Annotated in this window: 27 protein-coding genes; 9 read left to right on the forward strand and 18 right to left on the reverse strand. The window is 51.7% G+C overall.

The features are described from left to right. Positions 1-2 precede the first annotated feature (2 nt). Positions 3-743 carry a DUF3667 domain-containing protein gene (locus KK062_RS12545; protein WP_254084645.1) on the forward strand — a complete coding sequence of 247 codons (741 nt, stop codon included), beginning with the start codon at positions 3-5 and terminating at the stop codon, positions 741-743. A 70-nt stretch (positions 744-813) separates the two neighbouring features. Here KK062_RS12545 and tsf read toward each other — a convergent pair whose 3' ends face one another. From tsf to KK062_RS12585, 8 genes are all read right to left on the reverse strand, one after another. After that, positions 814-1,647 carry a translation elongation factor Ts gene (tsf, locus tag KK062_RS12550; protein WP_254084646.1) on the reverse strand — a complete coding sequence of 278 codons (834 nt, stop codon included), beginning with the start codon at positions 1,645-1,647 and terminating at the stop codon, positions 814-816. A gap of 134 nt (positions 1,648-1,781) precedes the next feature. After that, positions 1,782-2,552 (reverse strand): 30S ribosomal protein S2, encoded by a 771-nt coding sequence (rpsB, locus tag KK062_RS12555; protein ID WP_254084647.1) that lies wholly within the window; start codon positions 2,550-2,552, stop codon positions 1,782-1,784. A gap of 10 nt (positions 2,553-2,562) precedes the next feature. Continuing rightward, complete coding sequence (rpsI, locus tag KK062_RS12560) at positions 2,563-2,949, reverse strand: 30S ribosomal protein S9 (protein ID WP_254084648.1); 387 nt, start codon at positions 2,947-2,949, stop codon at positions 2,563-2,565. 4 nt (positions 2,950-2,953) lie between these two features. Next, complete coding sequence (gene rplM, locus KK062_RS12565) at positions 2,954-3,397, reverse strand: 50S ribosomal protein L13 (RefSeq protein ID WP_254084649.1); 444 nt, start codon at positions 3,395-3,397, stop codon at positions 2,954-2,956. Positions 3,398-3,857: 460 nt separating this feature from the next. Beyond that, a complete protein-coding gene (locus KK062_RS12570) occupies positions 3,858-4,547 on the reverse strand; it encodes an RluA family pseudouridine synthase (protein WP_254084685.1) in 690 nt (229 codons plus the stop codon). A gap of 37 nt (positions 4,548-4,584) precedes the next feature. After that, positions 4,585-5,667 (reverse strand): sensor histidine kinase, encoded by a 1,083-nt coding sequence (locus tag KK062_RS12575; protein WP_254084650.1) that lies wholly within the window; start codon positions 5,665-5,667, stop codon positions 4,585-4,587. Positions 5,668-5,700: 33 nt separating this feature from the next. Then, positions 5,701-6,390, reverse strand: coding sequence for a response regulator (locus KK062_RS12580; RefSeq protein ID WP_254084651.1), 690 nt, complete (start codon positions 6,388-6,390; stop codon positions 5,701-5,703). Positions 6,391-6,566: 176 nt separating this feature from the next. Continuing rightward, complete coding sequence (locus KK062_RS12585) at positions 6,567-7,613, reverse strand: aminopeptidase (protein WP_254084652.1); 1,047 nt, start codon at positions 7,611-7,613, stop codon at positions 6,567-6,569. Between the two features lie 260 nt (positions 7,614-7,873). On the opposite strand from KK062_RS12585, the gene recA reads away from it, so the two are divergent. Further along, on the forward strand, positions 7,874-8,950 hold the full coding sequence (gene recA, locus KK062_RS12590; protein WP_254084653.1) for a recombinase RecA: 1,077 nt from the start codon (positions 7,874-7,876) through the stop codon (positions 8,948-8,950). A gap of 82 nt (positions 8,951-9,032) precedes the next feature. On the opposite strand, the gene KK062_RS12595 is transcribed toward recA, so the two are convergent. Then, complete coding sequence (locus tag KK062_RS12595) at positions 9,033-10,301, reverse strand: ABC transporter permease (protein ID WP_254084654.1); 1,269 nt, start codon at positions 10,299-10,301, stop codon at positions 9,033-9,035. Positions 10,302-10,501: 200 nt separating this feature from the next. Here KK062_RS12595 and queA point away from each other — a divergent pair, with 200 nt between their 5' ends. Further along, complete coding sequence (gene queA / locus KK062_RS12600) at positions 10,502-11,548, forward strand: tRNA preQ1(34) S-adenosylmethionine ribosyltransferase-isomerase QueA (protein ID WP_254084655.1); 1,047 nt, start codon at positions 10,502-10,504, stop codon at positions 11,546-11,548. Between the two features lie 73 nt (positions 11,549-11,621). Here queA and KK062_RS12605 read toward each other — a convergent pair whose 3' ends face one another. After that, the gene (locus tag KK062_RS12605; protein WP_254084656.1) at positions 11,622-12,146 is read right to left on the reverse strand and encodes a 5' nucleotidase, NT5C type; all 525 of its coding nucleotides are present in this window, start codon (positions 12,144-12,146) and stop codon (positions 11,622-11,624) included. Positions 12,147-12,230: 84 nt separating this feature from the next. On the opposite strand from KK062_RS12605, the gene KK062_RS12610 reads away from it, so the two are divergent. Next, positions 12,231-12,911 carry a 2-C-methyl-D-erythritol 4-phosphate cytidylyltransferase gene (locus KK062_RS12610; RefSeq protein WP_254084657.1) on the forward strand — a complete coding sequence of 227 codons (681 nt, stop codon included), beginning with the start codon at positions 12,231-12,233 and terminating at the stop codon, positions 12,909-12,911. Positions 12,912-13,118: 207 nt separating this feature from the next. On the opposite strand, the gene KK062_RS12615 is transcribed toward KK062_RS12610, so the two are convergent. Together KK062_RS12615 and KK062_RS12620 are read right to left on the reverse strand one after the other, a co-directional pair. After that, complete coding sequence (locus KK062_RS12615) at positions 13,119-13,799, reverse strand: YiaD family glycine zipper/OmpA-like lipoprotein (protein WP_254084658.1); 681 nt, start codon at positions 13,797-13,799, stop codon at positions 13,119-13,121. A 184-nt stretch (positions 13,800-13,983) separates the two neighbouring features. Continuing rightward, positions 13,984-14,205 carry a DUF2795 domain-containing protein gene (locus tag KK062_RS12620; protein WP_039751840.1) on the reverse strand — a complete coding sequence of 74 codons (222 nt, stop codon included), beginning with the start codon at positions 14,203-14,205 and terminating at the stop codon, positions 13,984-13,986. Between the two features lie 301 nt (positions 14,206-14,506). On the opposite strand from KK062_RS12620, the gene ettA reads away from it, so the two are divergent. The 4 genes from ettA (at position 14,507) to KK062_RS30935 (ending at position 18,825) form a co-directional block, all read left to right on the forward strand. Next, complete coding sequence (ettA, locus tag KK062_RS12625; protein WP_254084659.1) at positions 14,507-16,189, forward strand: energy-dependent translational throttle protein EttA; 1,683 nt, start codon at positions 14,507-14,509, stop codon at positions 16,187-16,189. A gap of 80 nt (positions 16,190-16,269) precedes the next feature. Further along, complete coding sequence (locus tag KK062_RS12630) at positions 16,270-16,638, forward strand: DMT family protein (protein ID WP_254084660.1); 369 nt, start codon at positions 16,270-16,272, stop codon at positions 16,636-16,638. A 10-nt stretch (positions 16,639-16,648) separates the two neighbouring features. Then, positions 16,649-17,461 carry an SDR family oxidoreductase gene (locus KK062_RS12635; protein WP_254084661.1) on the forward strand — a complete coding sequence of 271 codons (813 nt, stop codon included), beginning with the start codon at positions 16,649-16,651 and terminating at the stop codon, positions 17,459-17,461. Positions 17,462-17,463: 2 nt separating this feature from the next. Then, entirely contained in the window at positions 17,464-18,825 is a 1,362-nt protein-coding gene (locus KK062_RS30935) for a glycosyltransferase (RefSeq protein WP_317195773.1), read from the forward strand. Positions 18,826-18,838: 13 nt separating this feature from the next. On the opposite strand, the gene paaN is transcribed toward KK062_RS30935, so the two are convergent. From paaN to KK062_RS12665, 5 genes are all read right to left on the reverse strand, one after another. Further along, the gene (gene paaN / locus KK062_RS12645; RefSeq protein ID WP_254084662.1) at positions 18,839-20,506 is read right to left on the reverse strand and encodes a phenylacetic acid degradation protein PaaN; all 1,668 of its coding nucleotides are present in this window, start codon (positions 20,504-20,506) and stop codon (positions 18,839-18,841) included. A 103-nt stretch (positions 20,507-20,609) separates the two neighbouring features. Next, a complete protein-coding gene (locus tag KK062_RS12650; protein WP_254084663.1) occupies positions 20,610-21,329 on the reverse strand; it encodes a DUF4197 domain-containing protein in 720 nt (239 codons plus the stop codon). A 126-nt stretch (positions 21,330-21,455) separates the two neighbouring features. Beyond that, positions 21,456-22,748 (reverse strand): hypothetical protein, encoded by a 1,293-nt coding sequence (locus KK062_RS12655; protein ID WP_254084664.1) that lies wholly within the window; start codon positions 22,746-22,748, stop codon positions 21,456-21,458. Beyond that, entirely contained in the window at positions 22,732-23,286 is a 555-nt protein-coding gene (locus KK062_RS12660; RefSeq protein WP_254084665.1) for an RNA polymerase sigma factor, read from the reverse strand. The genes KK062_RS12655 and KK062_RS12660 overlap by 17 nt, the downstream gene beginning before the upstream one ends. Before the next feature lie 54 nt (positions 23,287-23,340). Beyond that, on the reverse strand, positions 23,341-24,363 hold the full coding sequence (locus tag KK062_RS12665) for a hypothetical protein (RefSeq protein WP_254084666.1): 1,023 nt from the start codon (positions 24,361-24,363) through the stop codon (positions 23,341-23,343). 82 nt (positions 24,364-24,445) lie between these two features. On the opposite strand from KK062_RS12665, the gene KK062_RS12670 reads away from it, so the two are divergent. Continuing rightward, a complete protein-coding gene (locus KK062_RS12670) occupies positions 24,446-25,693 on the forward strand; it encodes a competence/damage-inducible protein A (RefSeq protein ID WP_254084667.1) in 1,248 nt (415 codons plus the stop codon). Positions 25,694-25,710: 17 nt separating this feature from the next. Here KK062_RS12670 and KK062_RS12675 read toward each other — a convergent pair whose 3' ends face one another. After that, a complete protein-coding gene (locus tag KK062_RS12675; protein WP_254084668.1) occupies positions 25,711-26,436 on the reverse strand; it encodes a DUF2927 domain-containing protein in 726 nt (241 codons plus the stop codon). Positions 26,437-26,530: the final 94 nt, after the last annotated feature.

Genomic DNA, 26,530 nt, shown 5'->3' on the forward strand with positions numbered 1-26,530 from the left:
ATATGACCTGCAAGAATTGCCAAGCGCCCGCGCCGGGCGCATACTGTGCCGCCTGTGGCCAGCAAACGCATATACACCGCGTCACCATGGGACACCTCGGCCACGAAGTGACCCACGCACTTACCCATGCGGATAAAGGCTTCCTCTTGCTGATGAAAGAGCTTATTACCCGCCCGGGCATTGTCGCCCGCGAGTACTTGGATGGCAAACGCAAAAAGTATTTTAACCCGTTTACATTCCTGGTTATCACGTCCGCGCTCTATGCGTTTATCAGTTATAAATCCGGTTATTCCACTGCCATGGTCGCCCCGGATTCGCCAGCGTCAAACCGCAGCCCGTATTACCAGGAGGTGATAGACATCGCCGCCCAGAACGGTAAGTTGCTCATGCTTATTCTCATCGTACCCCTGTTCGCATTTTTGTCGTGGCTGTGCTCGCTCCGCTCACGTTTTAACCTGGCAGAGAACTTCGTACTGCAAGCCTTCGTCGTAGGGCAGCTCAACGTCGTGCTTGTATTGATCTCCATACCGGCCTTTCTGATTGCACCGGCCACCATTCACTGGAATATATTTGTACGCGAAGTGCTCTTCGTGCTATACCTCACGGTGACCTATCACCAATTCTTTCAAAACAAATGGATCTTTGCAATCCTGAAAGCGATCGTGATATACTTCCTGTCCATTACACTCTACTGGGTCATGATCATTGCCTTCGTGGCCCTTCGCCACGTAGTCATGCATTAACCTGATCGGAATGCCATAAAAAAAGGTCGCCCCAATGGAGCGACCTTTTTTATATACATTCGTGACGATCTTAACCGATCGATACGCGCTTGAACTCTGCTACTGTCAGACCTTTGGTGATGCTGTCCAGGTATTGGGCAACAGTCTTCGAGTTGTCTTTTACGAAGATCTGGTGCAGCAGGGTAGTGTCTTTGTAGAACTTCTGCAGCTTGCCTTGTGCGATCTTCTCAACCATGTTTTCAGGTTTGCCTTCGGCCAGGATTTGCGCCTTGGCAATTTCAAGCTCTTTCGCGATGAGCGTAGGATCAACGCTCTTCTCGTCAACCGCTACCGGGTTCATCGCAGCGATCTGCATGCCCACGTCTTTACCTGCTTCTACTACATCTTTGCCGTTAACGCCTTTCAGCGATACGAGCACGCCCAGCTTCGAGCCAGCGTGGATGTATGGAACAATCGCTTCACCCGTCATGCGGATGTACTCGCTTATTTCAATCTTCTCACCGATCTTACCGACCAGCTCTACGATCTTGTCGTTGATGGTCAGGTCACCGGCTTTCTGGCTAAGGAGAGCTTCTTTATCAGCAGGCTTGTTGGTGAAAGCAGTCTCTACGATCAGCTTACCCAGGCTCAGAAACTCTTCGTTCTTTCCTACGAAGTCAGTTTCGCAGTTCAGAGCGATGAGGACAGCCTCTTTGTTGTCGTCGCTAACTTTTACAAATACAGAGCCTTCTTTGGCATCCCGGTCAGAACGGGAAGCAGAAACTTTCTGGCCTTTCTTTCTTAATATCTCGATCGCTTTGTCAAAATCTCCTTCGGCTTCGGCAAGGGCCTTTTTGCAATCCATCATACCGGCGCCCGTCATTTGACGGAGCTTGTTTACATCTTGTGCTGAAATCGCTGACATATGTTTTTATTTACGAATTTGAATGATCTCTAAAAAACTAAACATCGGCGTAGGGCCGATGTTCAGTGCATTATCAGTATAAGAATTGTTGATGAAGACGTGTACCTGATAGTACAGGTTGAATCGACAATTGATTACTTCGATTCTTCTACGGTTTCGTCAACCTTTCTTTTCTCTTCTTCTTCTTTCCGCAGCGCTGCATCGTCCTTGTCTCTCTTACGCTCTTGCAAAGCTTCTTCGATTGACCTACCAATGTTTCTGGTCAGGATCGAGATTGACTTGAATGCGTCGTCGTTCGCAGGAATCGGGAAATCAACACCACCCGGATCAGAGTTGGTATCCACCAGGGCAAATACCGGAATGTTGAGTTTTTGCGCTTCGGTTACAGCGATGTGCTCGCGTTTTACGTCGATCACAAAAAGAGCTGCCGGCAGTCTGTTCAGGTCGGCAATACCGCCCAACAGTTTTTCCAGCTTCGCCTTTTCGCGGGTAACCATGAGGCGTTCGCGTTTCGCCAGGTTGGCGAAAGCTTCGTCCTTCATCAACTTTTCGATTTGCGAAAGTTTCTTAAGCGACTTGCGGATCGTTGCGAAGTTCGTCAGCATACCACCCAGCCAGCGTTCTGTCACGAACGGCATGTTGAGGCGCTTTGCTTCTTCGGTTACGATGTCCTTAGCTTGCTTTTTTGTCGCTACGAACATGATCTTACGACCAGAGCGTACGATATTCTTCAGGGCGAATGTTGCTTCGTCCAGGCGAGCCAGGGTTTTGTTCAGGTCGATGATGTGGATACCGTTGTTCTCCATGAAGATGTACTCGGCCATCTTCGGGTTCCACTTGCGGGTAAGGTGACCAAAATGTACACCTGCGTCCAGCAATTCCTGATATGTTAATTTGTCAGCCATTCTCTTATTATTAACGCTTGCTAAACTGGAACTTTCTTCTCGCTTTTCTTCTACCTGGCTTCTTCCGTTCCACCATTCTGGAGTCACGTGTCAGGAGGCCTTCTTTTCTCAAAGTAGGCTTGTTCTCAGCGTTGAATTCCACCAACGCACGGGCGATACCCAAACGAACCGCTTCGGCCTGGCCTTTAATGCCACCACCTTCTACGTTGATCGTTACGTCGTACTGGCCTTCGGCCTTCACGGCAGCAAGGGGTTGCTTTACGGTAGTCTGGTGAATTTCTGAAATGAAGTATTCTTTCAGCTCACGTGCATTTATCTTGATATCTCCTTTGCCGGGCTGTACATATACCCGGGCGATGGAGGTCTTTCTTCTGCCGATTGTATTAATGATCTGCATTGTATCAGAACTTTATTTCTTTGGGTTGTTGTGCTACGTGCGGATGTTCAGTGCCGGCATAAACGTGCAGGCTTCTGTACAGTTCACGACCGAGTCTGTTTTTGGGAAGCATGCCGCGTACAGCGTGCTCGATCAGACGCTCAGGGTGCTTTTCACGAATCATGGTAGGCGTGTGCTCACGCTGACCACCCGGATAGCCGGAGTGTGTGAAGAGCACGCGAGCGGTCCATTTCTTGCCCGTCATGCGCACTTTCTCAGCGTTGATAACAATAACGTTATCACCGCAATCCACGTTTGGTGTGTAGCTCGGCTTATGCTTGCCGCGGATAATGCGCGCCACTTCACTGGCCACACGACCCAACACCTGCGCATTGGCATCAACCACTACCCAGCTTTTTTCAACTGTAGCCTTGTTGGCGTTCAGTGTCTTATAGCTATTATGATCCATTGTATTGTTAAAAATTCAAGTAAATACACTACCCCTTTCAAAAAGGGACACAAAAGTAAATCGCCCTTATCGTAAATGCAAGTAAGAATTCAAAATTGCCTAAAAATGCTTTTTACAGCTCAATTTTAAGGTTTTTGAAGCTTGAAAATGCTCGAAAAGACCTGGAAACGCCTGCCCAGACAGTCGGCAAACACGTGGCGAAGATCAGAAACATCAAATTTTCCCCCATTTCGCACACTTACACCGCAAAGGTAGAAATTCGAAGAGTCTGCGCAAAAGATGTGGTGGATATCAGGCGTCGCATCGAGTGAAAGACATGAGCCCGGTTCGGCTTTGATTTGGATCTATTTTGAAATAGGTTTTTTATAGTCCTATAAGGGCTATTAGAATTCTATTTCAATGCTATCTCAATACTATTTCAATACTATTATATATCCGAAGTAACCCCACCGACAAATCCCTACTTATTTTCTCCTAATTGCTTGATCAACACCCGCATATCCTTCGGATACGGTGCCTCCACCGTCTTCTCCTCCCCTGCCAGATTCTTAAACGTCAACGAAAAAGCGTGTAGCGCCATGCGTTTGATGATCGGCTGCTCTTCAGTCTGCTTTTTCAGGTTAAAACCACGTTTTAACGTCGACAGGAAAAATGGCTTCCCGCCATATTGCTCATCACCCGTGATGGAGGCGTTGAGCGTGGACAGGTGAATGCGAATCTGGTGCATCCGGCCCGTGATGGGGCGGCATTCCACCAGCGTGTGCAGGCGGTACGGTTCCAGCGTCGTGAAATACGTCTGCGCGGCCTTGCCCTCGCGTCTGCTGATCTTCACAATGCCGTCGTCCTGCTTCAGGATGGGCAGATCGACCAGGGTATCCTGGAAGCCGTGGTTGCCGTCCACGACGGCGTGATATCGTTTCACTACCTCCCGTTTTTCAAACTGCAGGCTCATGTGGCGGTACGCTTCGGGGTTCTTGGCGATGGCCAGCACACCAGAGGTATCCTTGTCCAGGCGATGGCACACCTGCGCGTCGTCGGTGTAGTCACGGGCCAGCGCCAGGAGGTTTACCTTCTCGCGGCGGTCCTCGAGCGTGGACAGGAAGGGCGGTTTATTGACAAGTACATAATCCTGGTCCTCAAAGAGGATCATGTCTTCGAATGTCTGCTTGGAATGCTTCAAAAGCGTGTTAATGGTCGTTCTTGTGATGATCGTTCTTGTCGCCTGAATCTGCCGAGTCCGGCTTAATACGCGGCAATTTAAAACTAAAAGTAGAACCTTTAGCAGGAACGCTGACGACATCGGCCCGGGTATTGTGGCCGTCCAGGATATGTTTCACAATGGCCAGGCCCAGGCCCGTGCCGCCTTTCTCGCGGCTGCGGCTCTTATCGACACGGTAGAAACGTTCGAAAATACGCGCCTGGTGCTCGGTCGGAATGCCTTCGCCAAAGTCGCGTACATGGGTCACCACATTTTTTTTGCTGACATCGAAGCTCACGACCACATCGGAGTCGTCGAAAGAATGTTTGATGGCGTTAGAGATCAGGTTTGTCATTACCTGGCTGATGCGCTGCCAGTCGGCGTAGACAATGGCCTTGTGCTCGGCACCCTCCAGGCGCAGGCGGATGCTGCGCTTTTCGCCTTTCTCCTCAAACTGCTCGAAAACCTCCTCGGTGAGCTTATACATATCGATACTTTCGAAGTGCATTTTGATCTGCCCCGTCTCGATGTGCGACAGGGTGAGCAGATCTTGTACCAGTATATCCAGCCCGTCCAGGCTTTTGGCGGCCTTCTTGAGGAACTTGGTGCGTACCGTCTTATCGTTTACGGCGCCATCGAGCAGCGTGTGCACAAAGCCCTGTGCCGCAAAGATGGGCGTTTTTAATTCGTGTGATACATCGGCGATAAACTCGCGCCGGAAGGCCTCGATTTTTTTCAGCTCGTCAATCTCTTTTTGCTTTAGCTCGGCAAACGAGAAGATATCTTCGTTGATGGTCTTGAGCGGGTTGAGCGACGACGGCTTTTGTTTGTCGAGCTTGGACAGCTCCTTTTTCTTCAGCTTGGTAACGAGCTTGTATACCTTGTTGATCTCGCGGAAAATGAGAAACTCCAGCACGACGAAGATCAGCAGGTACGACACGGAAAAGCTGATCACAAACGCCACCAACAGGGCGCTGACGTCAATGCTGCGGAACAGCGACAGGAAAAGAGTAGTGATGAACGCAATACAAAACGCTAGCAAAAGGGCCAGACCACGCGAGCTGTAAACCATGCCCCAAGATAGTCGTTATCCGTTACTGCGGGATTAATTCAAGCTGAATTTATACCCCACACCTTTCACGGTCGTGATGTAATCGTCGCCGATTTTTTCACGCACCTTGCGGATGTGCACGTCTACCGTACGCGCCAGGACGTATACATCCGAGCCCCAGATGTTCTGCAGCAAATCTTCGCGGCTGAACACTTTATTGGGGTTCTGTGCCAGGAAATACAACAGCTCGAACTCTTTCTTGGGAAGGTTGACTTCCTTATCGTTGATCTTGATGGTATAGCTGGTGCGGTCGATCGTCAGGTCACCGATGGTGATGAGGCTGGACGGTGATGTTTTCTTCGAATCGCGGCGGAAGAGGGCGCTGATGCGGCTCATCAGCGCACGGGGCTTGATGGGCTTGGTGATGTAATCATCGGCACCCACGTCAAAGGCGGCCACTTCTGAATACTCTTCAGAACGGGCTGTCAGGAATACCACGAAAGTCTTTTGAAGCTCGGGAATGTCGCGCAGCAGGCGGCAGGTTTCCACGCCGTCCATTTTGGGCATCATAATGTCCAGCAGGACCAAATCGGGAACGAATCGTTTGGCAATGTCCACTGCTTTTGAACCGTCAGAAGCCGTTTTGACATCGTACCCACCCTTCTCTAAATTGTATTTCAGAAGCTCCAGGATGGGTTCTTCATCGTCCACGACAAGCACTTTGTGCATTTGCTTGTTTCCCATAGTTCAACTTTTTAAATCAAAAGTAGGTAGAAAAACACCTATTAAAAACGCCGGCCTGTTTCTTAACGATTCCTTAAGCCCTGGTAACAATTACGTAACATACTAACGGGTCTATCCTGCGTAACAATCGTGTGAAACACACATCTCAACGTACGTCCATCTTTCGGTGACAGGGTTTACAGGAACGGATACACCTCACTGAGGTGCGCAATGTACGCGCGCAAGTTGCCGCCAAAGTCTTTTTTCCACTCCTGCATAAAGTCCGTTTGCTTCGCCTGGTACTGCCGGAAGTTCATGAAGTAGGCATTGTTGGGCAGCTTATTTTTAAAGCGCTGCGCGGGATTTTTATTGAGCCGGAGAGAGAGTGTATCCAGGTTGGTAATGATGCGGCGAATAGCATCTTCTTTGATGCGTAGCTTCGCTGCTTTCGGTGCTTGCGGATCGAGCGCACTGTACACACTGTCGAGCGTTGCTGCGCCGCGCAGCATGTGGTCTACGTATTGTAAGTAGTCACGGTCTTCGTCGATATACTCCGTATACTGCAGCGAGGTAGCGCCGTACTTATGAATCAGAAATTGCTCCGCCCCGCGGTCGCCAATAAACGTCGCAAGGTTCTCGTTGAAGTCGATACTGTCTTTGACAAAGATGGTGGCATGCGACATCTCGTGAATGATGAGATTGGCGAGATCGCCTTCACTGCGACTTAACATCTTACTGAGAATAGGATCGGTGAACCATCCCAGCGTAGACCAGCCCCCGGGGTTTCGCACAATCACATCATACCCTTCCTCTTCCAACGCACGCTTGAGCGCAAACGCGCGCTTTTCGTTAAAGAATCCTTTGTACGGCACAGAACCCACGACCGGAAACTTCCATTCCTTAGGTGCGAGCTTAAATGCTTCGCTGGCCAGCACCACCCACATCACCTCCTTGCCTTTCTGGTCGTATAATGTCTTATAGTTCTCGGTGTCTTTTAATCCGAGCGAGTCGACGGCATACCGGCGCACCTCATCAATGAGCCGCAGCCGCGTCTTGAGTGAATCGGGGAAGTTGGGGTCCTGCATGAACTCCTCCACCGGGCGGGCATTCCAGATAATGTTAAGCTGGCCATACCCCTGGCGCAGCCCGTACAAGACGAGGTCGCCATAGATCACCAGCAATACCACGATGACCAGGCCGAGGCCTGCCAGGATGCGTTTTAGGATTTTGCGCGTCTGTGCCATTAAAAGGTTAAAACGTCCAAGATATACAACCGTTTTCCAAAAAACACAGTCTTACCCAATCCAGAAATTTTGATTTTCTATTTTAAATAGTATTTTTGAATCGAATTTTAACTAATATTAATAGTTGATAATTCATACGAGGAGTCAGAAAGGCCGGGTTAAATAATAAGCCGGTCAGGCGAAGCCGACATATTAACAATGTCGTACTTTCGTCTACGCTGAGCCCTCTACTTACCCCTAATGGAATAAATAACAGAAACATGAGTGATACAAAAAGTGACGCAAAAGAGAAACTGAAGGCTCTTCAGTTAACGCTCGACAAACTTGATAAGACCTACGGAAAAGGTACGGTCATGAAACTTAGCGATGAGAAGGTGGTGGACATCGCGGCGATCTCAACGGGTTCGCTGGGTCTTGACATCGCCCTGGGTATTGGCGGTATTCCCCGCGGCCGGGTCATTGAAATCTACGGTCCTGAATCGTCGGGTAAAACCACGCTTACCCTGCATTGCATTGCAGAAGCGCAAAAAAAAGGTGGTCTGGCGGCCTTTATCGACGCGGAACACGCGTTTGATAGGGCTTATGCCGAAAAACTGGGCATTGATACAGAAAACCTGTTGATCTCTCAGCCTGACAACGGTGAGCAGGCACTGGAAATTGCCGACCACCTGATCCGCTCGGGCGCGATCGACATCATCGTTATCGACTCCGTGGCTGCCCTCGTGCCGAAAGGCGAATTGGAAGGCGAAATGGGCGAAAGTAAAATGGGCTTGCAAGCCCGCCTCATGTCGCAAGCGCTGCGGAAGCTGACAGGTACCATCAGCAAAACTGGTTGCTGCTGTATCTTCATCAACCAGCTGCGTGAAAAGATCGGTGTGATGTTCGGCAACCCCGAAACCACCACCGGTGGTAATGCCTTGAAGTTCTACGCGTCGGTGCGTCTCGACATCCGTCGTATCGGCCAGATCAAAGAAGCTGCCGACGACATTACCGGTAACCGCGTAAAAGTGAAAGTGGTGAAAAACAAAGTAGCCCCTCCGTTCAAAGTTGTCGAGTTCGACATCATGTACGGCCGCGGCATTTCGAAGTCCGGTGAAATCATCGACCTGGGCGTAGAGCTCAACGTCATCCAGAAATCCGGCTCATGGTTCTCTTACAGTGGCAACAAACTCGGCCAGGGCCGCGATGCCGTAAAACAGCTCATCGAAGACAATCCGGAGCTGCTGGACGAGCTCGAAGCCAAAATCAAAGAAAAGATCGCCGGCGAAACAGCAGGCAAAGAGACCAAAGACGGCAAGAAAGTTTTGGAAGCGGCTTCCAAAGAAGAAGACGAATAGGCTTTATCCATACATCCCATAAAAACAGCGCGGTCAAAAGCCGCGCTGTTTTTATTTCTTGAGCTATTCACCATCGCACGACCTACGCCGCTCGAATAGCAACAACAGGATCCAACCTCGCCGCCATAGCCGCCGGCACAATTCCCGACACCAATCCAATTACTGTCGACACCACCAATCCCAACACCGTATTCTCCACCGACAACACTACCTGCAAGCTTCCCATCGGAATGAGCGTAATCAAAAACACCAGGAACAATCCCATCATACCCCCAATCAAGCTTAGAAAGATCGCCTCGAATAGAAACTGGAAAAGAATAAAGTAATTCTTCGCGCCAAGCGACTTCTGCAATCCAATAATCGGCGTACGTTCCTTTACCGACACAAACATGATGTTGGCAATACCAAAACCGCCAACCAGCATGGAGAAGCCACCAATCATCCAACCGGCAAAGCCCACAACATCAAAGAGGCTACCGATAATATTTGCCAGAGCCTCCGGCCGGTTAATCGCAAAGTCGTCTTTCTCTACCGGTCGCAGCCCGCGCCGTACGCGCATGACGCCACGTACCTCGTTCTCCAACTCCACCAATCCAAAGTCTGAATCGTAGCCCCGCAGGCCAATGCCCGATTCGAGCTCATTCCAACGTCCGGTGCCGGTCTGGTAAAATTTGCGGAAGGCATTGTACGGGATGATGTTGACGTAGTCATTGCTCGGCGTACCGAGGAAGCTCTGCCCCTCCTTCTTCACCACGCCAATGACCACAAACTTCCGGTTCCGTACCTTGACGATCTCGCCGGTAGGGTCCTCCTGAAAGGGGAACAATACACGCGCCACCTCGTTGCCAATGACCACCACATTGCGGCCTGCATTCAGCTCGTCGACCGTGAAGTAGCGGCCTTTATCGATGTTTACATTAAAGATATTGTCGTAACCTTCGCTGGCACCGACCAACCGTACCTCGCCGATGCTGTTGCTTTTGTGTTTGACGGTCATGCTGCCGTGCTCGGCAAAAATGGCCAGGCTGCTGGCGTGTTTCAGGTTTTCCTGCAAGAATTTAAACTCATTAGTAGAGGGAGTAGGCCGGCGGAGGAAATCCCACCAGCGGTATTCTTCGCCTTCATTTTCGGGCAGCCACGGCCATTTGTCCAGGTAAATCACGTTGCTCCCCACAAATTTGAAGCTGTCTTTAATGTTGTTCTCCAGGGAATCGACCAAGGTCAACACCGCGATAATGGCAAAGATGCCCACCGTTACCCCCAGCAGGGACAGGACGGTACGCAGGATATTGGAGCGCAGCGCCTTCCAGGCAAACCTGAAACTCTCGAAAATCTGGCCTAAAGTCTTCATTTTAAACTACTAACGTAACGCTTTTGGAATGGTTTGTCGGCCGGGATGGTACCGGAATTACTCTCTATAGACCAAAAAAACACATTTTTGTTACAGTACTGAAAAAAACAGGTCGTTTTGTCGCAAAAGCCAATTGTTACCTTATTTTTGCAACCTCTTAAAAATTTACCCTTTATTGGGCGTCTTTTGCTTATACAAATATGAAGTTATCGGAATTTAAGTTCGAACTCCCCAACAACCTTATAGCCCTAGACCCAGCCGAAAACCGTGACGAGTCGCGGTTAATGGTCGTGCATAAAGACTCTGGCAAGATCGAACATAAGGTATTCAAGGACGTTGTTGAATATTTTGGCGATGGCGATGTAATGGTAGGCAATGACACCATGGTGTTCCCGGCGCGTCTGTATGGCCGCAAAGAAAAGACCGGTGCCAAGATCGAAGTGTTTCTGCTCCGCGAGCTGAACGCCGACATGCACCTGTGGGACGTACTGGTAGATCCTGCCCGCAAAATCCGCGTAGGCAACAAGCTCTACTTTGGTAACGGCGACCTGGTAGCCGAAGTTATTGACAACACCACTTCCCGTGGACGTACCATCCGCTTCCTGTTCGACGGCGACTCGGCTGCCTTCGACAAAGTAGTAGAAACCCTGGGCGAAACTCCGCTGCCGAAGTATATCAAAAGAAAGATCAAGCCCGAAGACAAAGAGCGCTTTCAGACCATCTTTGCAAAAAACAAAGGTGCTGTCTCCGCCCCTACCGCCGGCATGCACTTTACACGCCAGCTGCTGAAGCGTCTGCAACTGAAAGGTGTGGACATGGCCTACATCACACTGCACATCGGCCTCGGCACCTTCCGTCCGGTGGACGTAGAAGATTTGACCAAACACAAGATGGACTCTGAAAACTTTATCGTCGGCCCGGAAGCCGTCAATATCGTAAACAAAGCCCTCGACAATAAAAACAGGGTGTGCGCCATCGGCACCACCACCATGCGTGCGCTGGAGTCGGCTGTATCGGCCACGAACCGCCTAAAGGCACGTGAGGGCTGGACGGATAAGTTCATCTTCCCGCCGTATGACTTCAAGATCTGCAACGCCATGATCACCAACTTCCACATGCCGGAGTCTACCCTCCTGATGATGGCCTCTGCGTTTGGTGGCTATGACGTGATCACGGAAGCCTACAAAGTGGCAAGAAAAGAAAAGTATAAATTCCTGACATACGGTGACGCTATGCTGATCATCTAAGCAGCGTCTTCTAAAGAACATACAAGCGGTCCCGGCAATGTCGGGACCGTTTTGTTTTTATATCACGGTACGACTACAACAACAACGCGGCTACTTCGCGCCAGTTGTTGACACGCGGCGACCAGGGCTCGTGGACGTTGTGCGGCGACGTAAACAAAATGCCCTGCCCTTCAAACCCTTTAAAGTTGCGTATGTGGTCGTCAATGAGGTAATCCGCGTTGATGATGCTTTTGCTGCCGCAGAACACGATATTATTCCACGGTATAAACGGAAAATGCTCGTTCATCCATTCGAGCTTGTGTACAAGCGATGTCTTAAATTCCATCGCAGCGCTGGCAATGAAAATCTCATATTTCTTCGATAACGCAAGGATCACCTCCTGGCTATCGGGCATCACCAGCAGGTCTTTAAAGAACCCGTCGGTATGCGCATACTTCATGACGTGTGTGCGCTGATCGGCCGGCACGACATCGCGCAGATACTTTCCGCGACAGAGGTCCGGGTCAAGCCTGCAATTAAAATCCCGCTCATACCACTCAAAAAAACGGTGATACGCGTCGGCGATCACCTCATCCATGTCAATGGCTATTCGTTGCATTACTGATCGATATACTACTTGTGTCCCTAAAGCTATTCAAATAAATGACGTCCATCAATGCCTTCTTTTATGCACATTTGCACCATGTCTGTTCAACCCGAATATGCGCTGATCGTGGCCGGTGGCAAAGGCACACGCATGAAGGCCAGCCTGCCCAAGCAGTTTCTGGAAATAAAAGGACGCCCGGTATTGATGCATACCATCGATGCGTTTTACCGCTATTCCAGGACAATACAGGTGATCCTGGTCTTACCCGAAGAAGACCGCCCAACGTGGGAGGCACTGTGCCAACAGCATGCCTTTACCCACCCGTTGCAAATCGTCACGGGAGGCGCTTCGCGGTTTCAATCGGTACAGAACGGCCTGCGCCAGATTCAGGGCACCGGTCTGGTGGCTATACACGACGGCGTGCGTCCGTTGATCCGTGAGGACATTATTGCCGCGTCTTTCCGGTTGGCGGCGCTTCAGGGTAGCGCGGTGGCGGCGGTACGCCTGAAAGATTCTATTCGGGTAACGGATCAGCACCATACGCGTGCAGTGGATCGCGCGCTTTACCGGCTGATTCAAACGCCGCAGACGTTTCGGATAGACCTTATTCAACAGGCCTATGCGTTGCCGGAAGATGCCATGCTGACGGACGATGCCAGTGTTGCCGAGCGGGCGGGGCATACGATCTCGCTATTTGAAGGGAGCTATGATAATTTGAAGATTACGACACCGGAGGATTTGATTGTGGCGGAAGCGTTACTCAACGCCCGACAATAATGGAATTTTGCTGGCGCAAGTCTTAGCCCCGCCGCGGGGCGGAGACTTGTGCCTGTCTAATGTCAGTCTTCAGACTGACGAGGCCTTCAGCGTTGGCTGGGTCGACGTCAGTCTGAAGACTGACATTAAACAGGCACAAGAGACGCGCTTCGCGCTAACTCTTGCGCCAGCAACGGGCGCTATCCCTGCATTCCCGCTCACACTGTTTTACCCAATTTCTCCCTTCTCGGCTTTCTTCTTCAGCTTGTCATTCGCAAAGATTGCTACCTCCACACGACGGTTCTGCTGGCGGCCATATTCGCTGCCGTTATCACCCACAGGCTGATCCGGACCATAGCCCACCGTCGTGATACGCACGCCCGTTACGCCCTGCGTTTTCAAATATGTCGATACAGACGCCGCGCGTTTTTCAGAGAGCGTTTGATTGTAGTCGTGCTTACCGGTGGAGTCGGTGTGGCCTTCGACGAGGATGTTGGTATCCGAGTACTTGTTCAGCACTTTTCCCAAATCCTGCAAGTTTGTTTTAGAGGAGGCGGTCAGGTTGGAGGAGTTGACGGCAAACTGAATGCCTTGGTGGAAGGTGATCTTGATCCCCTCGCCTACACGCTCCACGGTGGCACCTTCCAGATCTTTTTGCAGCTCGGCTGCCTGGCGGTCCATGTAGCGGCCAATAAAATAACCGGCGGTACCCCCGACCGCTGCGCCGATGATGGCCCCTGCGGCGGTATTACCGGCAATTTTCCCGATCACAGCACCGGCGGCTGCGCCGCCTGCCGTGCCAATGATGGCGCCCTTAGTAGCTTTGTTTGTGTTCTGGCAAGAGGCCAGCAGGATGCAAACGGTGAGCAGAAAAGTAATGATGCTTCTGCCTTGGAAAAAATGTACCATAGATATACTCGTAAATAGTTTAGATGGCTTTAATCGTGGAAGACACACGTTAAGTAAACACGGTTGTCCTGATAATGCGGCCGGGTAACGGTATAATCCGATGAATGGAGTAACGCAAACAGAAAAAGGCTACCCAAGGGGCAGCCTCTTTTGATTACAGAAAATACCCGGCGAGCGGGGTCTGCTAATATTCGTCTTCGTTAAAAAAGAAATCTTCCTTCGTAGGATAGTCGGGCCATATCTCTTCGATGCTCTCATACGGCTGTCCGTCGTCTTCGAGTTCCTGGAGATTTTCTACTACCTCCAGTGGCGCACCGGAACGGATGGAGTAGTCGATGAGCTCATCTTTTGTCGCCGGCCAGGGCGCATCTTCCAGGTAAGAGGCAAGTTCCAGAGTCCAGTACATATGCTTAAATCCTCCTTTTAATTTTTCGCAAAAATAAAATTAATTACTAAAGAGTCAACAGTGATCGCAGATCTATCGCTTTTTGACTTCATAGGTGGTATACCGTCGGGGTAACCCCTTGATAGCCAAGGAACGTTAATTCCCTGAAAGATTCAAAGAACGGCAGAAAATCTGGGCACTGTAAAGTAAAAAAACCATATTTGCGGCCAATACAACGCAGTTAGGTCGATACCCCCTGCCCGGGCCCTTTCCGGCAACAGGTTACTACTTGAACTACGCAACTCCACAATTTATTTTAATCATGGCTGACGAAAAGATTATTTTCTCGATGGCTGGCGTAAATAAGATTTATCCGCCCAGCAAACAAGTCCTGAAAAACATTTATCTATCCTTTTTTTACGGCGCCAAAATCGGCGTACTGGGTTTGAACGGTTCTGGAAAATCTTCGCTCCTGCGCATCATCGCCGGAATCGACAAAGAATTTCAGGGAGAAGTGGTGTCAGACCTTAGCTTCAGCGTCGGCTTACTGGACCAGGACCCACAGCTCGACAAAACAAAAACCGTAAGAGAGATCGTCGAAGAAGGCGCGAAAGAGGTGGTAGCGTTGCTGAAAGAATTTGAAGCCATCAACGAAAAATTCGGCGACCCCGCCGTGATGGAAAATCCGGATGCGATGGATAAGCTCATCACCAAGCAGGGTGAGATCCAGGAGAAACTCGACGCCGCCAATGCCTGGGAACTTGACAACAAGCTGGAGCGCGCCATGGACGCCCTACGTTGCCCGCCCGGCGACGCGAACGTGGAGCACCTGTCGGGTGGTGAAAAACGGCGGGTAGCCCTCTGCCGCCTGCTGCTGCAAGAGCCTGATGTACTGCTGCTGGACGAACCCACCAACCACCTTGACGCTGAGTCGGTATACTGGCTCGAGCAACACTTGAAACAATACAAGGGTACGGTCATTGCCGTGACCCACGATCGTTACTTCCTCGATAACGTAGCCGGTTGGATCCTGGAGCTGGATCGCGGCGAAGGCATTCCCTGGAAAGGCAACTACTCGTCGTGGTTGGATCAGAAACAGAAGCGCCTGGTACAGGAAGAGAAGAGCGAGTCCAAGCGCCAAAAGGCCCTGGAGCGTGAGCTTGAGTGGGTACGCATGAACCCCAAAGGACGCCAGGCCAAAGGCAAAGCCCGCTTGAGCGCCTACGAGAAATTGTTGAGCCAGGAGACCAGAGAACGCGAAGAAAAATTGGAGCTCTTCATTCCGCCCGGACCCCGCCTGGGCAACAAGGTGATCGAAGCCAACGGCGTGGCCAAAGGCTACGGCGACAAGCTGCTCTACGAGAACCTCACCTTCTCTCTGCCGCCGGCCGGCATCGTGGGAATTATCGGTCCCAACGGTGCGGGTAAAACCACGCTCTTCAAAATGATCATCGGCAAAGAGCAGCCCAACGAGGGCAACTTCACCGTGGGCGAGACGGTAAAGATCGCCTACGTGGACCAGGAGCACGACGACCTTAAACCGGAAGACACCGTATGGCAGGCCATCACCGGTGGCAACGAGTTGATCGAGCTGGGTGGCAAGACCCAAAACTCGCGCGCGTATGTTGGCAAGTTCAACTTCAATGGTACGGACCAGCAGAAGAAAATTAAAGAGCTTTCCGGTGGTATGCGTAACCGCGTGCACCTGGCCATTGCCCTGCGCCAGGGTGGCAACTTGTTGCTCCTCGATGAGCCGACCAACGACCTGGACGTAAACACCCTGCGTTCACTCGAAGAGGCCCTGGACAACTTTGCCGGCTGCGCGGTTATCATCTCTCACGATCGCTGGTTCCTGGATCGCGTCTGTACGCACATTCTGGCCTTTGAAGGTGACTCACAAGTGGTATGGTTTGAAGGTGGCTTCAGCGAATACGAAGAGAATAAACGTAAACGCCTCGGTGATGAGCAACCGCACCGCATCAAGTATAAAAAGCTGGTGAAATAATATTCTGTAAAAAAGGCCGCCGACACGCGGCTTTTTTTATACTACCGCACTTACCTTAGTCTTCAAATTATACATCGCGTATGAGGGTATTGTACACCATCCTGCTGCTGACACTTTCCAACGCCTTCATGACCTTCGCCTGGTATGGGCACCTCAAATTCAAGGAGATGAAATGGAGCCAGAATCTGCCCCTGATCACGATCATCCTGATCAGCTGGGGCATTGCCCTGTTTGAATACCTGCTGCAAGTGCCGGCGAACCGGCTGGGCTTTAAAGAATACGGCGGTCCCTTTTCGCTAATAGAACTGAAGGTGATCCAGGAAGTAATCACGCTGACCGTCTTTATGCTCTTCTCCCTGGTCTTTTTCAAAAACGAGACCTTTCGGGTAAATCACCTGATCGGCTTTGTATTCCTGATCCTGGCCGTGTATTTTGTATTCAAGAAATAACCATGTATAGATGAGCCGTTACTTACACGCCAAAGTCGTTTGGGTCACCGGGGCCTCCTCGGGCATCGGCGAGGCCCTTGTCTACGCACTCGCCGCGAAGGGTGCGCGACTCATTCTCTCCGCCCGGCGAAAAGAAGAGCTTGAACGTGTAAAGGGTAACTGCCCATCGGCCGTCCAGGCGCAGATACACATTCTGCCGCTGGACCTGACTAAACCCGAAACACTGCGGCTTTCCACTGACGCCGCCGTACAGGTCTTTGGCCATGTAGACATCCTCATCAACAACGGCGGCATCAGTCAGCGGGGACTTGCAAAAGAAACTACACTGGACGTAGACCGGCGGCTCATGGAAGTAAATTACTTCGGTGCTTTAGCGCTCACCAAAAACATCCTGCCTCATTTTATAAAGCGGGGCACCGGCCATTTTGTAACAGTATCAAGCGTGGTAGGCACTTTCGGTACACCCTATCGCTCGGGCTATGCAGCCTCCAAGCATGCGCTGCACGGCTTCTTTGACTCGCTGCGTGCTGAGCTGTGGAAAGATACACGTGACAAAATCACCGTCACAATGATTTGCCCCGGTTTTATTCATACACCCATTACACTATCGGCTGTCACAGGTGATGGGAGCCCGCTGGGAAAACAAGACGATGCTACGTATCGCGGTAAACCGCCGGAGTGGTGCGCCCAGCGCATTGTGCGGGCCATCGAAAAGAAAAAGAATGAAGTATATATCGGCGGTATTGAAACCTTCGGTGTTCCATTCAAGCGGTGGTTCCCGAATTGGTTTGCCCGCTACATTCGCACGGCTAGCGTACGTTGACAATGTCCAGGCCGCGCATTGTATTTTTATGCTATCATGGTAAGGGCCACCTGAACCCTTGCTTTCCATTAGCGGAAATACTCGCAGCCGACTACGACGTAGTGTTTGCCGGCGTAGCATTCTTCGAATCATACGTCAGGGCCTCGGGCTTTTCATACTACCCTTTACAAACCGTTCCCTTCGGCCTTGGCCTCGAGGCATGGGTCAATACCGTACAACAGCGCACACCACACTACCTCCACACGCTACGCGACCGGTGGAACGACCGGCTGTATACGGAACGCGCACGCGAGCTCACAACACTGTTAGATGACCTGCGACCAACGTTGATATTGATGGACGACCGGCAGTCCAGCGACTTCCTGGTATTATACCCGCACCTGGAGGCACGGGGCATTAAATTCGGCATCGTGCATGCCATGCCCCCGGCGGCGTTGATACCCGGTGTGCCACCCATCAACACCACGGCTTTCCCTGGCGACGCAGCCGGTATACGCCGCGCCCATATAAAGGTAAAGCTCCAACGCCTGAAACGCCTCTGGAAGCAAAAGCTGCTATACCTGGGTATGGATGACAGCAGCATCTTGCGCCGTCGTGTACGCCGCAACAACATTCCCCGGCATTTCTTCTCTGGTAGGACAATCTACTATGGCATCGCCCTGCAAAACATACACGAATTGATCCTTCTGCCGAAAGAGCTCAACTTCCCGGGTATACCGACTTCACCCATGCAGCACTACATCGGCGCCCTACACCGAGCCGCCCTGGCACCGGCAGAAGCCAGTGAGCGATACATACAGGTTCGTGAGCACCTGCAGCAAGAGATTGCCGCTGGAAAGGTCTGCATCTATTGTTCGATCGGCACCGTGCAACCCGAACATGCCGGCCATACCGAGGAATTCATCAAACGTCTGATCGCTTCTATACACGACAAGCCTGTCGTACTGCTGTTGTCACTTGCTTCATTGGCAACAAATTTTGCTACGGACTACGCGGCAAACGAACACGTCTATATTTTCGACACCGTCCCCCAACTGGATGTACTTTCCTATGCCGGTCTGTTTATTACTCACGGGGGCATTAATTCGATCAAAGAATCGATCGATGCGGGGGTGCCGATGCTGGTATATCCGGTTGATTCAATTCTCGACCCACCGGGCAATGCGGTGCGAGTAGCGTACCACGGGCTGGGCCTGCGCGGCAACATGGTTGACGACACGGTAGCGGACATTGCGCACAATATACAGACCGCGTTGACCGATGCGCAATACCGGCAGAAGATACAGGCCCTACAAGACACATGCCGGGCGTATACACCTGAACAATTTCTTCAGGTGATACGCCAATGCACGGTTCCTGTTTAAAAAAAAACTATACTTATTTGCTGACCGGTTCGCGGTGCCCCACCCAGGTGAAGCGACGCGTCACGTATTCGGAATTGGTAAAGGATGCATTACCGGCCGGGTTTCCCCCCGTCACGTGAAAGTCGGAGAAGGCTGCATGCTGATTCATATAAATGCCACCCGTCAGGTTAAACGACACCGGTGTGGCCGCCAGCGACATGGCATCGGCAATCTTTTCTTTCACAGCAGGGTCGGTTGTATACGCGCCGCACGAGATCGCGCCGTGGTGCAGAGCCATTTCCTGCGCCAGTGCAATGCTGGCATCGGTGTCTTTGGTTTTGATCAACAGTGCAATCGGCCCGAAGAGCTCCTTGCCAAAGATATCTTTCTGCGCAGCATCGACGGCAATCAATACCGGGGTAGCCACACGCGCTTGCTTGAATTGTGGGTTCTCAAACACACGCGACGCCAGCAACACCTGTCCGGGTATTTTCGCGGCATCGGCCACACGCTCACAGGTCTTTTTATTTTGAATGGCACCTAATACAAACGGGCCGGCTTTGGGGTTATCTACCAGGCCGTTGATCTGTTCGGCCAGCTTCTTACCAAAGTCTTCAACCGAGAGTGTGCCGGCAGGCGTTTTGATACCTGCCGCCGGTATATAAAAATTTTGAGGCGCAGTACACATCTGTCCGCTATAGAGGCATAATGAGAAAGCCAGGTTCGCCGCGACCTTGTCGGCATCTTCTACCGAGTCGAGTATCACGGAGTTGACACCCGTCTTTTCAGTAAACACAGTCTTGCCCGGCAACGACTCCAGGTAGCTGCCAAAGATACCATTGCCCGTAAAGTCGATCAGTTTTACCGCAGGATGCTCGGCGAGCTCTTTGGTGATCGTAGCATCCACGGTATCAACCGCCAGCTGGCACGTGGCAGGAGCATAGCCCTGTTCTTGCAACACGCGCTGAATCTCGGCTACGACGATAGCGATAGGCAGAATCGCGCCGGGGTGCGGCTTCACGATGACGGCGTTGCCTGTGACCAGGCTGCCATATATACCCGTAACAGAGTTCCAGGTGGGGAACGTCGAGCAACCGATCACCACGGAGACACCTTTCGGCACGGCACGCCACTCTTTGTTGAGCTGCACATTAAACTTACCCATCGGCTTATCCCACAAGACGCTGGAGGGGAAACGATCCAGCTCTTCATATCCAGCCGCGATCGCTTCCAAAGCACGATCAGCCGCGTGTGGGCCTGATGCCTGAAAGGCCATCATATATCCCTGCCCCGTAGTGTGCATGGTGGCATAAGCTATTTCAAAGAAACGGGTTTTGACTCGTTCGAGTGACTCCAACAATATTCCCGTGCGGGTTTCGATCGAGGCTTTGCGCCAGGCGTGAAAAGCTTTTTGTGCTTCGTCTATCAAGGCAGGTACCGTAAAGGTAGGGTACGAAATACCCAACGGTTGTTGCAGGTAGGGCGACTCTTCCTGGCCTACCCACCCGGAAGGGTTCGGTTGTTGCAACGATTCGAACTTCTTGCCCAGCATGTCCTTGAACTTTTGTTGGCCATCGGCATCGGCGGTCTCGCCATAGACAGCGGGGGCAGGATGTTCGGGAAAGTTAGCGAAGAATACACGACTATGAAGGGCCGCCACCGCACGGTCGAGCGTGGCCTTATGTTTGTCAAAAAAGTCCATACAGTTAACAAAGGGGTTTGGTTATTCTAGCACGACTAAGTTAACGATTGTTTGGAATATCCAACGCGGTTTCCAAGCCCCTTCCAGGCTGTATGGCCGATGATTATTTCTGGGCGCCGAAGACTTTTTTCAACAGCTCCGTCGTGCGCGCCACAGGATCCAGACGGATCTTTTTTTCCTCCTCCGCAATTAACAAAAATAAACCGTCCATGGCCTTGTTGGTAGCATAGTCGGTCAGGTCGGGATTGACCTTTTCCACCAGCGGAATCTTGTTATAGCGGGTGACAATGTCGCCGTAGTATTTGGTGGCATTTACTTTATTCAGTGAGTTTTGGATGACAGGCTTGAACTTGTCGTAGAGTAACGACGAGGTCGTGCGCTTCAGGTATTCAGTTGCGGCGTTGTCCGATCCGCGCAGGATGCCCCACGCATCCTGAATGGTCATTTGTTTGATGGCCGCTATGAAAATAGGCTTGGCTTCTTTCGCAGCATCCTCCGCCCCACGATTCAGGGTCATGACAAATTTATCTACCTCGCCGCCCAATCCGATCTGGCGAAGTTTGTCTTCTACCTTCTTTACCTCGGGTGGGAAGGGAATCTTGATCTTGGGATTCTTAAAATATCCATCCAGTTGCGACGCCATGTCCGAACCATTGGAAATCCCCTTGACCAGTGCTTCTTTTAAACCGTTGGCTACTTCAGTCGACGTCAGCGGTGCGTCTTTGCCGATTGCTTTATTGACCTCCCCCATGGTTTGGTTGAGCTGTGCCGTCGTACAAGCGGTTAATACAAGCGAAATCAGTAATACCGGGAGGAATTTCATAAGGATATGTTTCGCCGGAAAGGTAAAAAAACAGCGTGAGAGTGAGTGTGAGCGCGAAGAAAAAAAAGCGCATCTGGCGAAAATCCGAAGATTTCCGCCAGATGCGCACTTCGTGGCGACAGTTCTTTATTTATTAAACAGATACACAATGCCCACACTTATCCCCGCGCGATACGGTTTGATGGTAAAAGGCGCGTTCAGTTTTTCGTCAACGTGGAACGCGTGCGTATAGCCCGGCTGGAAGTAGAGCCGCATGTGGTCGTTTAATCCTGCCTCCATGCGGTACAGCAACTGGTACTGCAGGTACTTCGAGCCTTTGTTGGTATAGGCGCTGCCTTCACCCGCCGTGCTCTGGAAGCCTTGCTGGTATAACAACCCGACTCCCAGCTTATGCTCCAGCAAATGTGTTTTCACGCGATAGAACACACCGGCCGACACACCAGCATTGCGTAGTGTATATTTCACCTCCTGCTGACTGGTGACCGGTGTGAACACATACCCATCGTCAGGGTTTCCGGCCACGCTCCCGGACGCTCCATGCGCCAGTGTGTAGCGTATATGTTGCTGCTGCTGGTAGTATGACAACCCGCCATATACTTCCAGCCGCGGTGCAACGCGGTATTGGAAGCCTGCCTCCAACGAGAAGCCCACACGGTCGGATGCAAAAACACCAGACTCTTCCAGTTCGGTGATAGTGACATCGTCGTTCGTCGACGGTGTTATCTTGTGATACGCCAGGGAAGGTCCGGCCTGGAAGAAAACCATCGGAATGTGAAGTTGTGCCTTCTTCTTCTCAGCCTCTTTTTTCGTACTGGCATTAACGACAACCTTCTTTTCTTTCTTGTCGATATCTACTTGCGCAACGGTGTCGACCGCAGATAATCCTGCCGGGGATACCATTCGATTCTTCGCAAGGGTTTCATCGCCTGAGGCCGTTGTGTCTTGTGCTATGACCTTTGTGGCAGGTGTTTCTGCTGAAACCGTCTCATCGAAGCGGGTATACGTCTTTGCCTTCTGCGACACAGTCCGTGCACGAGCGCTCTTCTCCTTACGGGATATGCTCTGCTCTTGTTGTGACGTCGCTGCTTCCTTCGGCACAGTCAATGCTGTTGTATTGTCAGAAGAAGTCGCATGCTCTTTGTCGCTATATACTTCCTCCTGTTCGGCATTTGCCACGAAGCCGCTCCAGGTTGTAGCCGGCTGATCGCCTGCCATCAGCGCTACCAGCAATGCAAATCCCGTGAGGCCCACCTGTGCGGATGATGCCCGCCGCTCCAGCCATGCGAGAACACGCGGCCGCGGGGTGTTGTTAAGCGCCCCTGCGATCTTATCCCACGAGTCATCGGCCGGCTCTTCGGCATAGTGGTCGAGCCGGTCTTTGATCTCGTTCCAAAAGTTGTTTTCAGGCAAGTTTTTCATAACGTTTTACTCCTAGCGTTGTAAGTCGTTGTTTCAAAAGAAATTTAGCGTGATGCAGTTGCGAGCGTGACGTGCCCTCGGTAATGCCGAGCAATCCCGCGATCTCGGTGTGACTGTATCCCTCCACCACAAACAAGTTAAACACCAACCGGCACCCTTCCGGCAGTCCATTGATAACCGAGACGAGGTGTTCGTCGGTGAGATTATCCAACATCGTTTCATAGTCGGCGTTGGCAACCTCCGGGGTATTCCCGGTTTCAGGAAAGATGACCGAGCGCTTGCGTTTATGGTAGTGGTCGATGGCCGTTCGTACGGCCACAGACTTCATCCATCCTTCTAACTTCTCGGCGGCCGAGACCTGGTGTATGTTAGTAAAGATCTTGATGAACGCCTCCTGTAACATGTCCTGTGCCTCCTCGCGATCCGCAGCGTAACGCCGGCACAGGCCCATGAGCCTCGCCTTGTAAAGCATGTACAGGGACTGCTGCGCCCTGCCATCCTTTCGCTTACACTGTTCAAATAGTTCCGATCCGATCATAGTAGAACGAGGAAAAGCCTCCTGGTCGACAGGAGGCTCTCTCGTGGAGATTCGTTAGTTAAAGTATATTCTTATTTTGGCCGTTCGACAGGTATCGCCACGACACCCTCTGTACACCAGGCTATCCCGCATGCCGTGATACGGTTGTTCCGTTGGAATATAGTCCACGGATCCGTTGTCGTACGCCGACGCATATCCGTGCGTTGGTGGCTGCGCAATGTCCAGCATGTACCTCGAAGAAGAGTCGCACAAAGCGTCATTCTTGAAAGGCCTGAACGTCACGGAATCGGACTCCAATGAATCCAGTAATAGTGTATAGTAATCGTCTATCAACGTAAACTGACAAGGTGTCACCGGCGGTCCTGCCGGACCGGACGTTGCCGTGATGAATATGACGCCATAGCCCACGCGTGTTGTATCGATGGTGTCGTACACCTTGTAAATGATCATATCGTTCTTGGGGGGATTGCTGGTCGGCGCATAGGAGATCGAATTATAGGGAGTATTTAACATGGCCGTGCCGTAGTGCGGTGGCAGCGAATTGTTGGGTTGATAGATCTCGATGCGGTAACGCGCCGTGTCGCCGCACAAAACATCATTGGCCAGGGGATATATGTATACTGTCGAGTCGCCCCAGACCTGTGCAGAGTCACTACGCGTGTAGACACCGCATGGCAGATTGGTCGTATCGTCTTCAATAACGATGCCCACCGTATCTTCTAACAACAGGGTGTTGTCATCGGCATATACCGAAACCCGGAAGAAGTCGCGGCCTTGGGTAAAATCGACATTGGCCTGGTATTGCAGGAGGCCGGTGCGCAGCTCGCGCAGGGTACCGCGTGCGGGCTCGCCGGTAATGTCGAGCCGGATCGGACGTTCCGTCTTCACGCGGGCATAGAGGTCGATGAAGGCTGTGCCCTGGGGCAGCATCTTAACATCGGAGTCGTCGATGACAACGCCCTTGCCACCACCGATCGGGTCGTCATCTTCCAGCACATCGCAGGCGCTGAACGATGCCGCGAGTAAAAGCGTTAGTGAAAGTGGCCACAGGCGTTTCACGTTGAAAGGGTTATTCATAAGCAGCAGTTTGTTTTATGGGTAAGACTGGCTTCCTTTGTGGAACGTTGGACCGTGGTGTAAAATATTTTAGATTCTTTATATGAAGACTGTTTTAGCGGAATTATTAACGATCGGTGATGAAATCTTGTATGGCCAGATCGTTGATACCAACGCCCAGTGGATGGCAACCGCGCTGTCGCAAGCCGGCATCAAGGTTATCCGCAAGACTACGGTGGGGGACCAGGAAGACGAAATCCTGACGGCATTTGCGGAAGCGGAAAAACGGGCAGACATCGTATTGATCACAGGCGGCTTAGGCCCTACAAGCGATGACATGACCAAGCCCTGCCTGGCAAAATATTTCGGGTGCGAGCTCGCGATCCACCCCGAGGCGCTGGCCGAAGTAACCGAGTTCTTTAAAAGCCGCGGCCGCGAGCTAACAGAAGTCAACCGCCAACAGGCTGCCCTACCGGTATGTTGCGAAAAGGTCACCAACGCCGTGGGTACTGCCCCCGGTATGTGGTTTTCCCGTCAGGGCAAAGTGTTTGTCTCTATGCCTGGCGTGCCCCACGAAATGAAGCGCATGATGACCGACCTGGTCGTCCCCAAATTAAAAGCCACCTTCCCTACCCCGACCATTCACCACCATGTGATCCGCACAGTGGGCATTGGCGAATCGTTTTTGGCGGAAAAGATTGCCGACTGGGAACGCTCCCTGCCACTGCATATCAAACTGGCCTACCTGCCCAGCCTGGGCGAGGTGAAGCTGCGGCTCACGGGCATCGGCAGCTCGCGGGAATTGCTCCAGGCCGAAACAGATCAATTAGTAGAAGTCTTAAAAACGCGCGTCGGCCAGTTTATTTATGGCTATGGCGAATCACCCCTGGAAGTGGTCCTGGGCCGAACGCTGCAAGCCAGTAACCTCACCCTGGCCGTAGCCGAAAGCTGCACGGGTGGCTACCTGTCGCACCTCATCACGAGCGTGGCCGGCAGCTCTGCTTATTTCCTGGGCAGCATCATACCCTACGCCTACGATATAAAAATGCGGCAGCTGGGCGTGCGCCCCGAGACATTGGAACGCTATGGGGCAGTAAGCGAAGAAACGATCCGCGAGATGGCCAACCTGGTGCGGGCAAAGTTTAATACAGACATCGGTGTGGCTACCAGCGGCATCGCGGGTCCTGGTGGGGCTACACCCGAGAAGCCGGTCGGCACCGTGTGGATTGCTTATTCCGACAAATACCAGACTGTAACGCGCAAGCTACAGCTCTCAACGGAACGCGACCTGAACATCCGCCTGGCGTCGATCGCATCATTGAACCTGATTCGTCAGAGCTTGCCGAAGTAACGGCAACACTACCAGCATTACACTTTTTCTTTGAGCAGTTGCTGCAGCAACGGAGTCACCGTAGCCGAGTCGAGACCCGGTACGATGACAGGATCGTATAACAACCAGATCAGCTCGCGGTCAATGGGTGCGTATTCCGTACCGGTCGTCCACGCCTGTTGAAAGATACTATCGTCGTATCGGTCAGCGTCGCGCGCCAACCCCAGTGATTGCGTCAACTCTTCGCGCAGTATATGGCGTTGTGCCTTCTTATCGGCATTGCGCACCATGTCTACAAACATGACGGCGCGGTATAGCTCGTTTGTGCTGTTGTCGGGAAAGCTAAAGAACAATCCCCAGTTGTCGTCGATATACTGCGCTGCAGGTGGATACCAGGCCTCGAAAACATCGGGCGCACCAAAGAATATATAGGCATTGCAGCTTGCGGAGTCGGTCGTGGTGGTGATCTGAAAACCATCGTGCGCCAGGTCGTTGATCTCGGTGATCACATCGTCGAGCTCGCTTCGCAACACCTGGTCCGGTGTACCGCCGACGTAGAGCTTCATTTCCCGCAACCACTTCCGTGTAACCGGTGGCTCATTGTCAAACTCGCCGCCGAGGGCCACTTCGGTAAAATAGCGGACAACCTCTTGTTCGTGTGGTGTAGGTGCATCGGGGTCATTGGGCTCTTCATCATCGGACGAGCAGGCGAACAAACATGCGGCTGCATACGCCCAGACTAAAAAGACAAGACCTCTTTTCATACTTCAATGTTACTAATTTCCATGGGGCGACTGGTCTACAGGTACATTTTTTTTATTTGGGCGGGGGCCACAAGGTATTATTCGTCAAAAAGAT

It is taken from the genome of Dawidia cretensis (genome assembly GCF_018598175.1).
GTDB lineage: Bacteria > Bacteroidota > Bacteroidia > Cytophagales > Cyclobacteriaceae > Ohtaekwangia > Ohtaekwangia cretensis.

Excerpts from the sequence above, each read along its gene's own strand:
- ettA (WP_254084659.1), top strand. The coding sequence starts at position 14,507 with ATGGCTGACGAAAAGATTATTTTCTCGATGGCTGGCGTAAATAAGATT.
- KK062_RS12595 (WP_254084654.1), bottom strand. The coding sequence starts at position 10,301 with ATGAAGACTTTAGGCCAGATTTTCGAGAGTTTCAGGTTTGCCTGGAAG.
- KK062_RS12655 (WP_254084664.1), bottom strand. The coding sequence starts at position 22,748 with ATGAAAAACTTGCCTGAAAACAACTTTTGGAACGAGATCAAAGACCGG.
- KK062_RS12580 (WP_254084651.1), bottom strand. The coding sequence starts at position 6,390 with ATGGGAAACAAGCAAATGCACAAAGTGCTTGTCGTGGACGATGAAGAA.
- KK062_RS12665 (WP_254084666.1), bottom strand. The coding sequence starts at position 24,363 with ATGAATAACCCTTTCAACGTGAAACGCCTGTGGCCACTTTCACTAACG.
- rpsB (WP_254084647.1), bottom strand. The coding sequence starts at position 2,552 with ATGGCTGACAAATTAACATATCAGGAATTGCTGGACGCAGGTGTACAT.
- KK062_RS12570 (WP_254084685.1), bottom strand. The coding sequence starts at position 4,547 with ATGATCCTCTTTGAGGACCAGGATTATGTACTTGTCAATAAACCGCCC.
- rplM (WP_254084649.1), bottom strand. The coding sequence starts at position 3,397 with ATGGATCATAATAGCTATAAGACACTGAACGCCAACAAGGCTACAGTT.
- queA (WP_254084655.1), top strand. The coding sequence starts at position 10,502 with ATGAAGTTATCGGAATTTAAGTTCGAACTCCCCAACAACCTTATAGCC.
- KK062_RS12635 (WP_254084661.1), top strand. The coding sequence starts at position 16,649 with ATGAGCCGTTACTTACACGCCAAAGTCGTTTGGGTCACCGGGGCCTCC.
- tsf (WP_254084646.1), bottom strand. The coding sequence starts at position 1,647 with ATGTCAGCGATTTCAGCACAAGATGTAAACAAGCTCCGTCAAATGACG.
- KK062_RS12670 (WP_254084667.1), top strand. The coding sequence starts at position 24,446 with ATGAAGACTGTTTTAGCGGAATTATTAACGATCGGTGATGAAATCTTG.
- KK062_RS12620 (WP_039751840.1), bottom strand. The coding sequence starts at position 14,205 with ATGTACTGGACTCTGGAACTTGCCTCTTACCTGGAAGATGCGCCCTGG.
- KK062_RS12585 (WP_254084652.1), bottom strand. The coding sequence starts at position 7,613 with ATGGCACAGACGCGCAAAATCCTAAAACGCATCCTGGCAGGCCTCGGC.
- KK062_RS12610 (WP_254084657.1), top strand. The coding sequence starts at position 12,231 with ATGTCTGTTCAACCCGAATATGCGCTGATCGTGGCCGGTGGCAAAGGC.
- paaN (WP_254084662.1), bottom strand. The coding sequence starts at position 20,506 with ATGGACTTTTTTGACAAACATAAGGCCACGCTCGACCGTGCGGTGGCG.
- KK062_RS12575 (WP_254084650.1), bottom strand. The coding sequence starts at position 5,667 with ATGGTTTACAGCTCGCGTGGTCTGGCCCTTTTGCTAGCGTTTTGTATT.
- KK062_RS30935 (WP_317195773.1), top strand. The coding sequence starts at position 17,464 with ATGTCCAGGCCGCGCATTGTATTTTTATGCTATCATGGTAAGGGCCAC.
- KK062_RS12615 (WP_254084658.1), bottom strand. The coding sequence starts at position 13,799 with ATGGTACATTTTTTCCAAGGCAGAAGCATCATTACTTTTCTGCTCACC.
- KK062_RS12545 (WP_254084645.1), top strand. The coding sequence starts at position 3 with ATGACCTGCAAGAATTGCCAAGCGCCCGCGCCGGGCGCATACTGTGCC.
- rpsI (WP_254084648.1), bottom strand. The coding sequence starts at position 2,949 with ATGCAGATCATTAATACAATCGGCAGAAGAAAGACCTCCATCGCCCGG.
- KK062_RS12675 (WP_254084668.1), bottom strand. The coding sequence starts at position 26,436 with ATGAAAAGAGGTCTTGTCTTTTTAGTCTGGGCGTATGCAGCCGCATGT.
- KK062_RS12660 (WP_254084665.1), bottom strand. The coding sequence starts at position 23,286 with ATGATCGGATCGGAACTATTTGAACAGTGTAAGCGAAAGGATGGCAGG.
- recA (WP_254084653.1), top strand. The coding sequence starts at position 7,874 with ATGAGTGATACAAAAAGTGACGCAAAAGAGAAACTGAAGGCTCTTCAG.
- KK062_RS12605 (WP_254084656.1), bottom strand. The coding sequence starts at position 12,146 with ATGCAACGAATAGCCATTGACATGGATGAGGTGATCGCCGACGCGTAT.
- KK062_RS12630 (WP_254084660.1), top strand. The coding sequence starts at position 16,270 with ATGAGGGTATTGTACACCATCCTGCTGCTGACACTTTCCAACGCCTTC.
- KK062_RS12650 (WP_254084663.1), bottom strand. The coding sequence starts at position 21,329 with ATGAAATTCCTCCCGGTATTACTGATTTCGCTTGTATTAACCGCTTGT.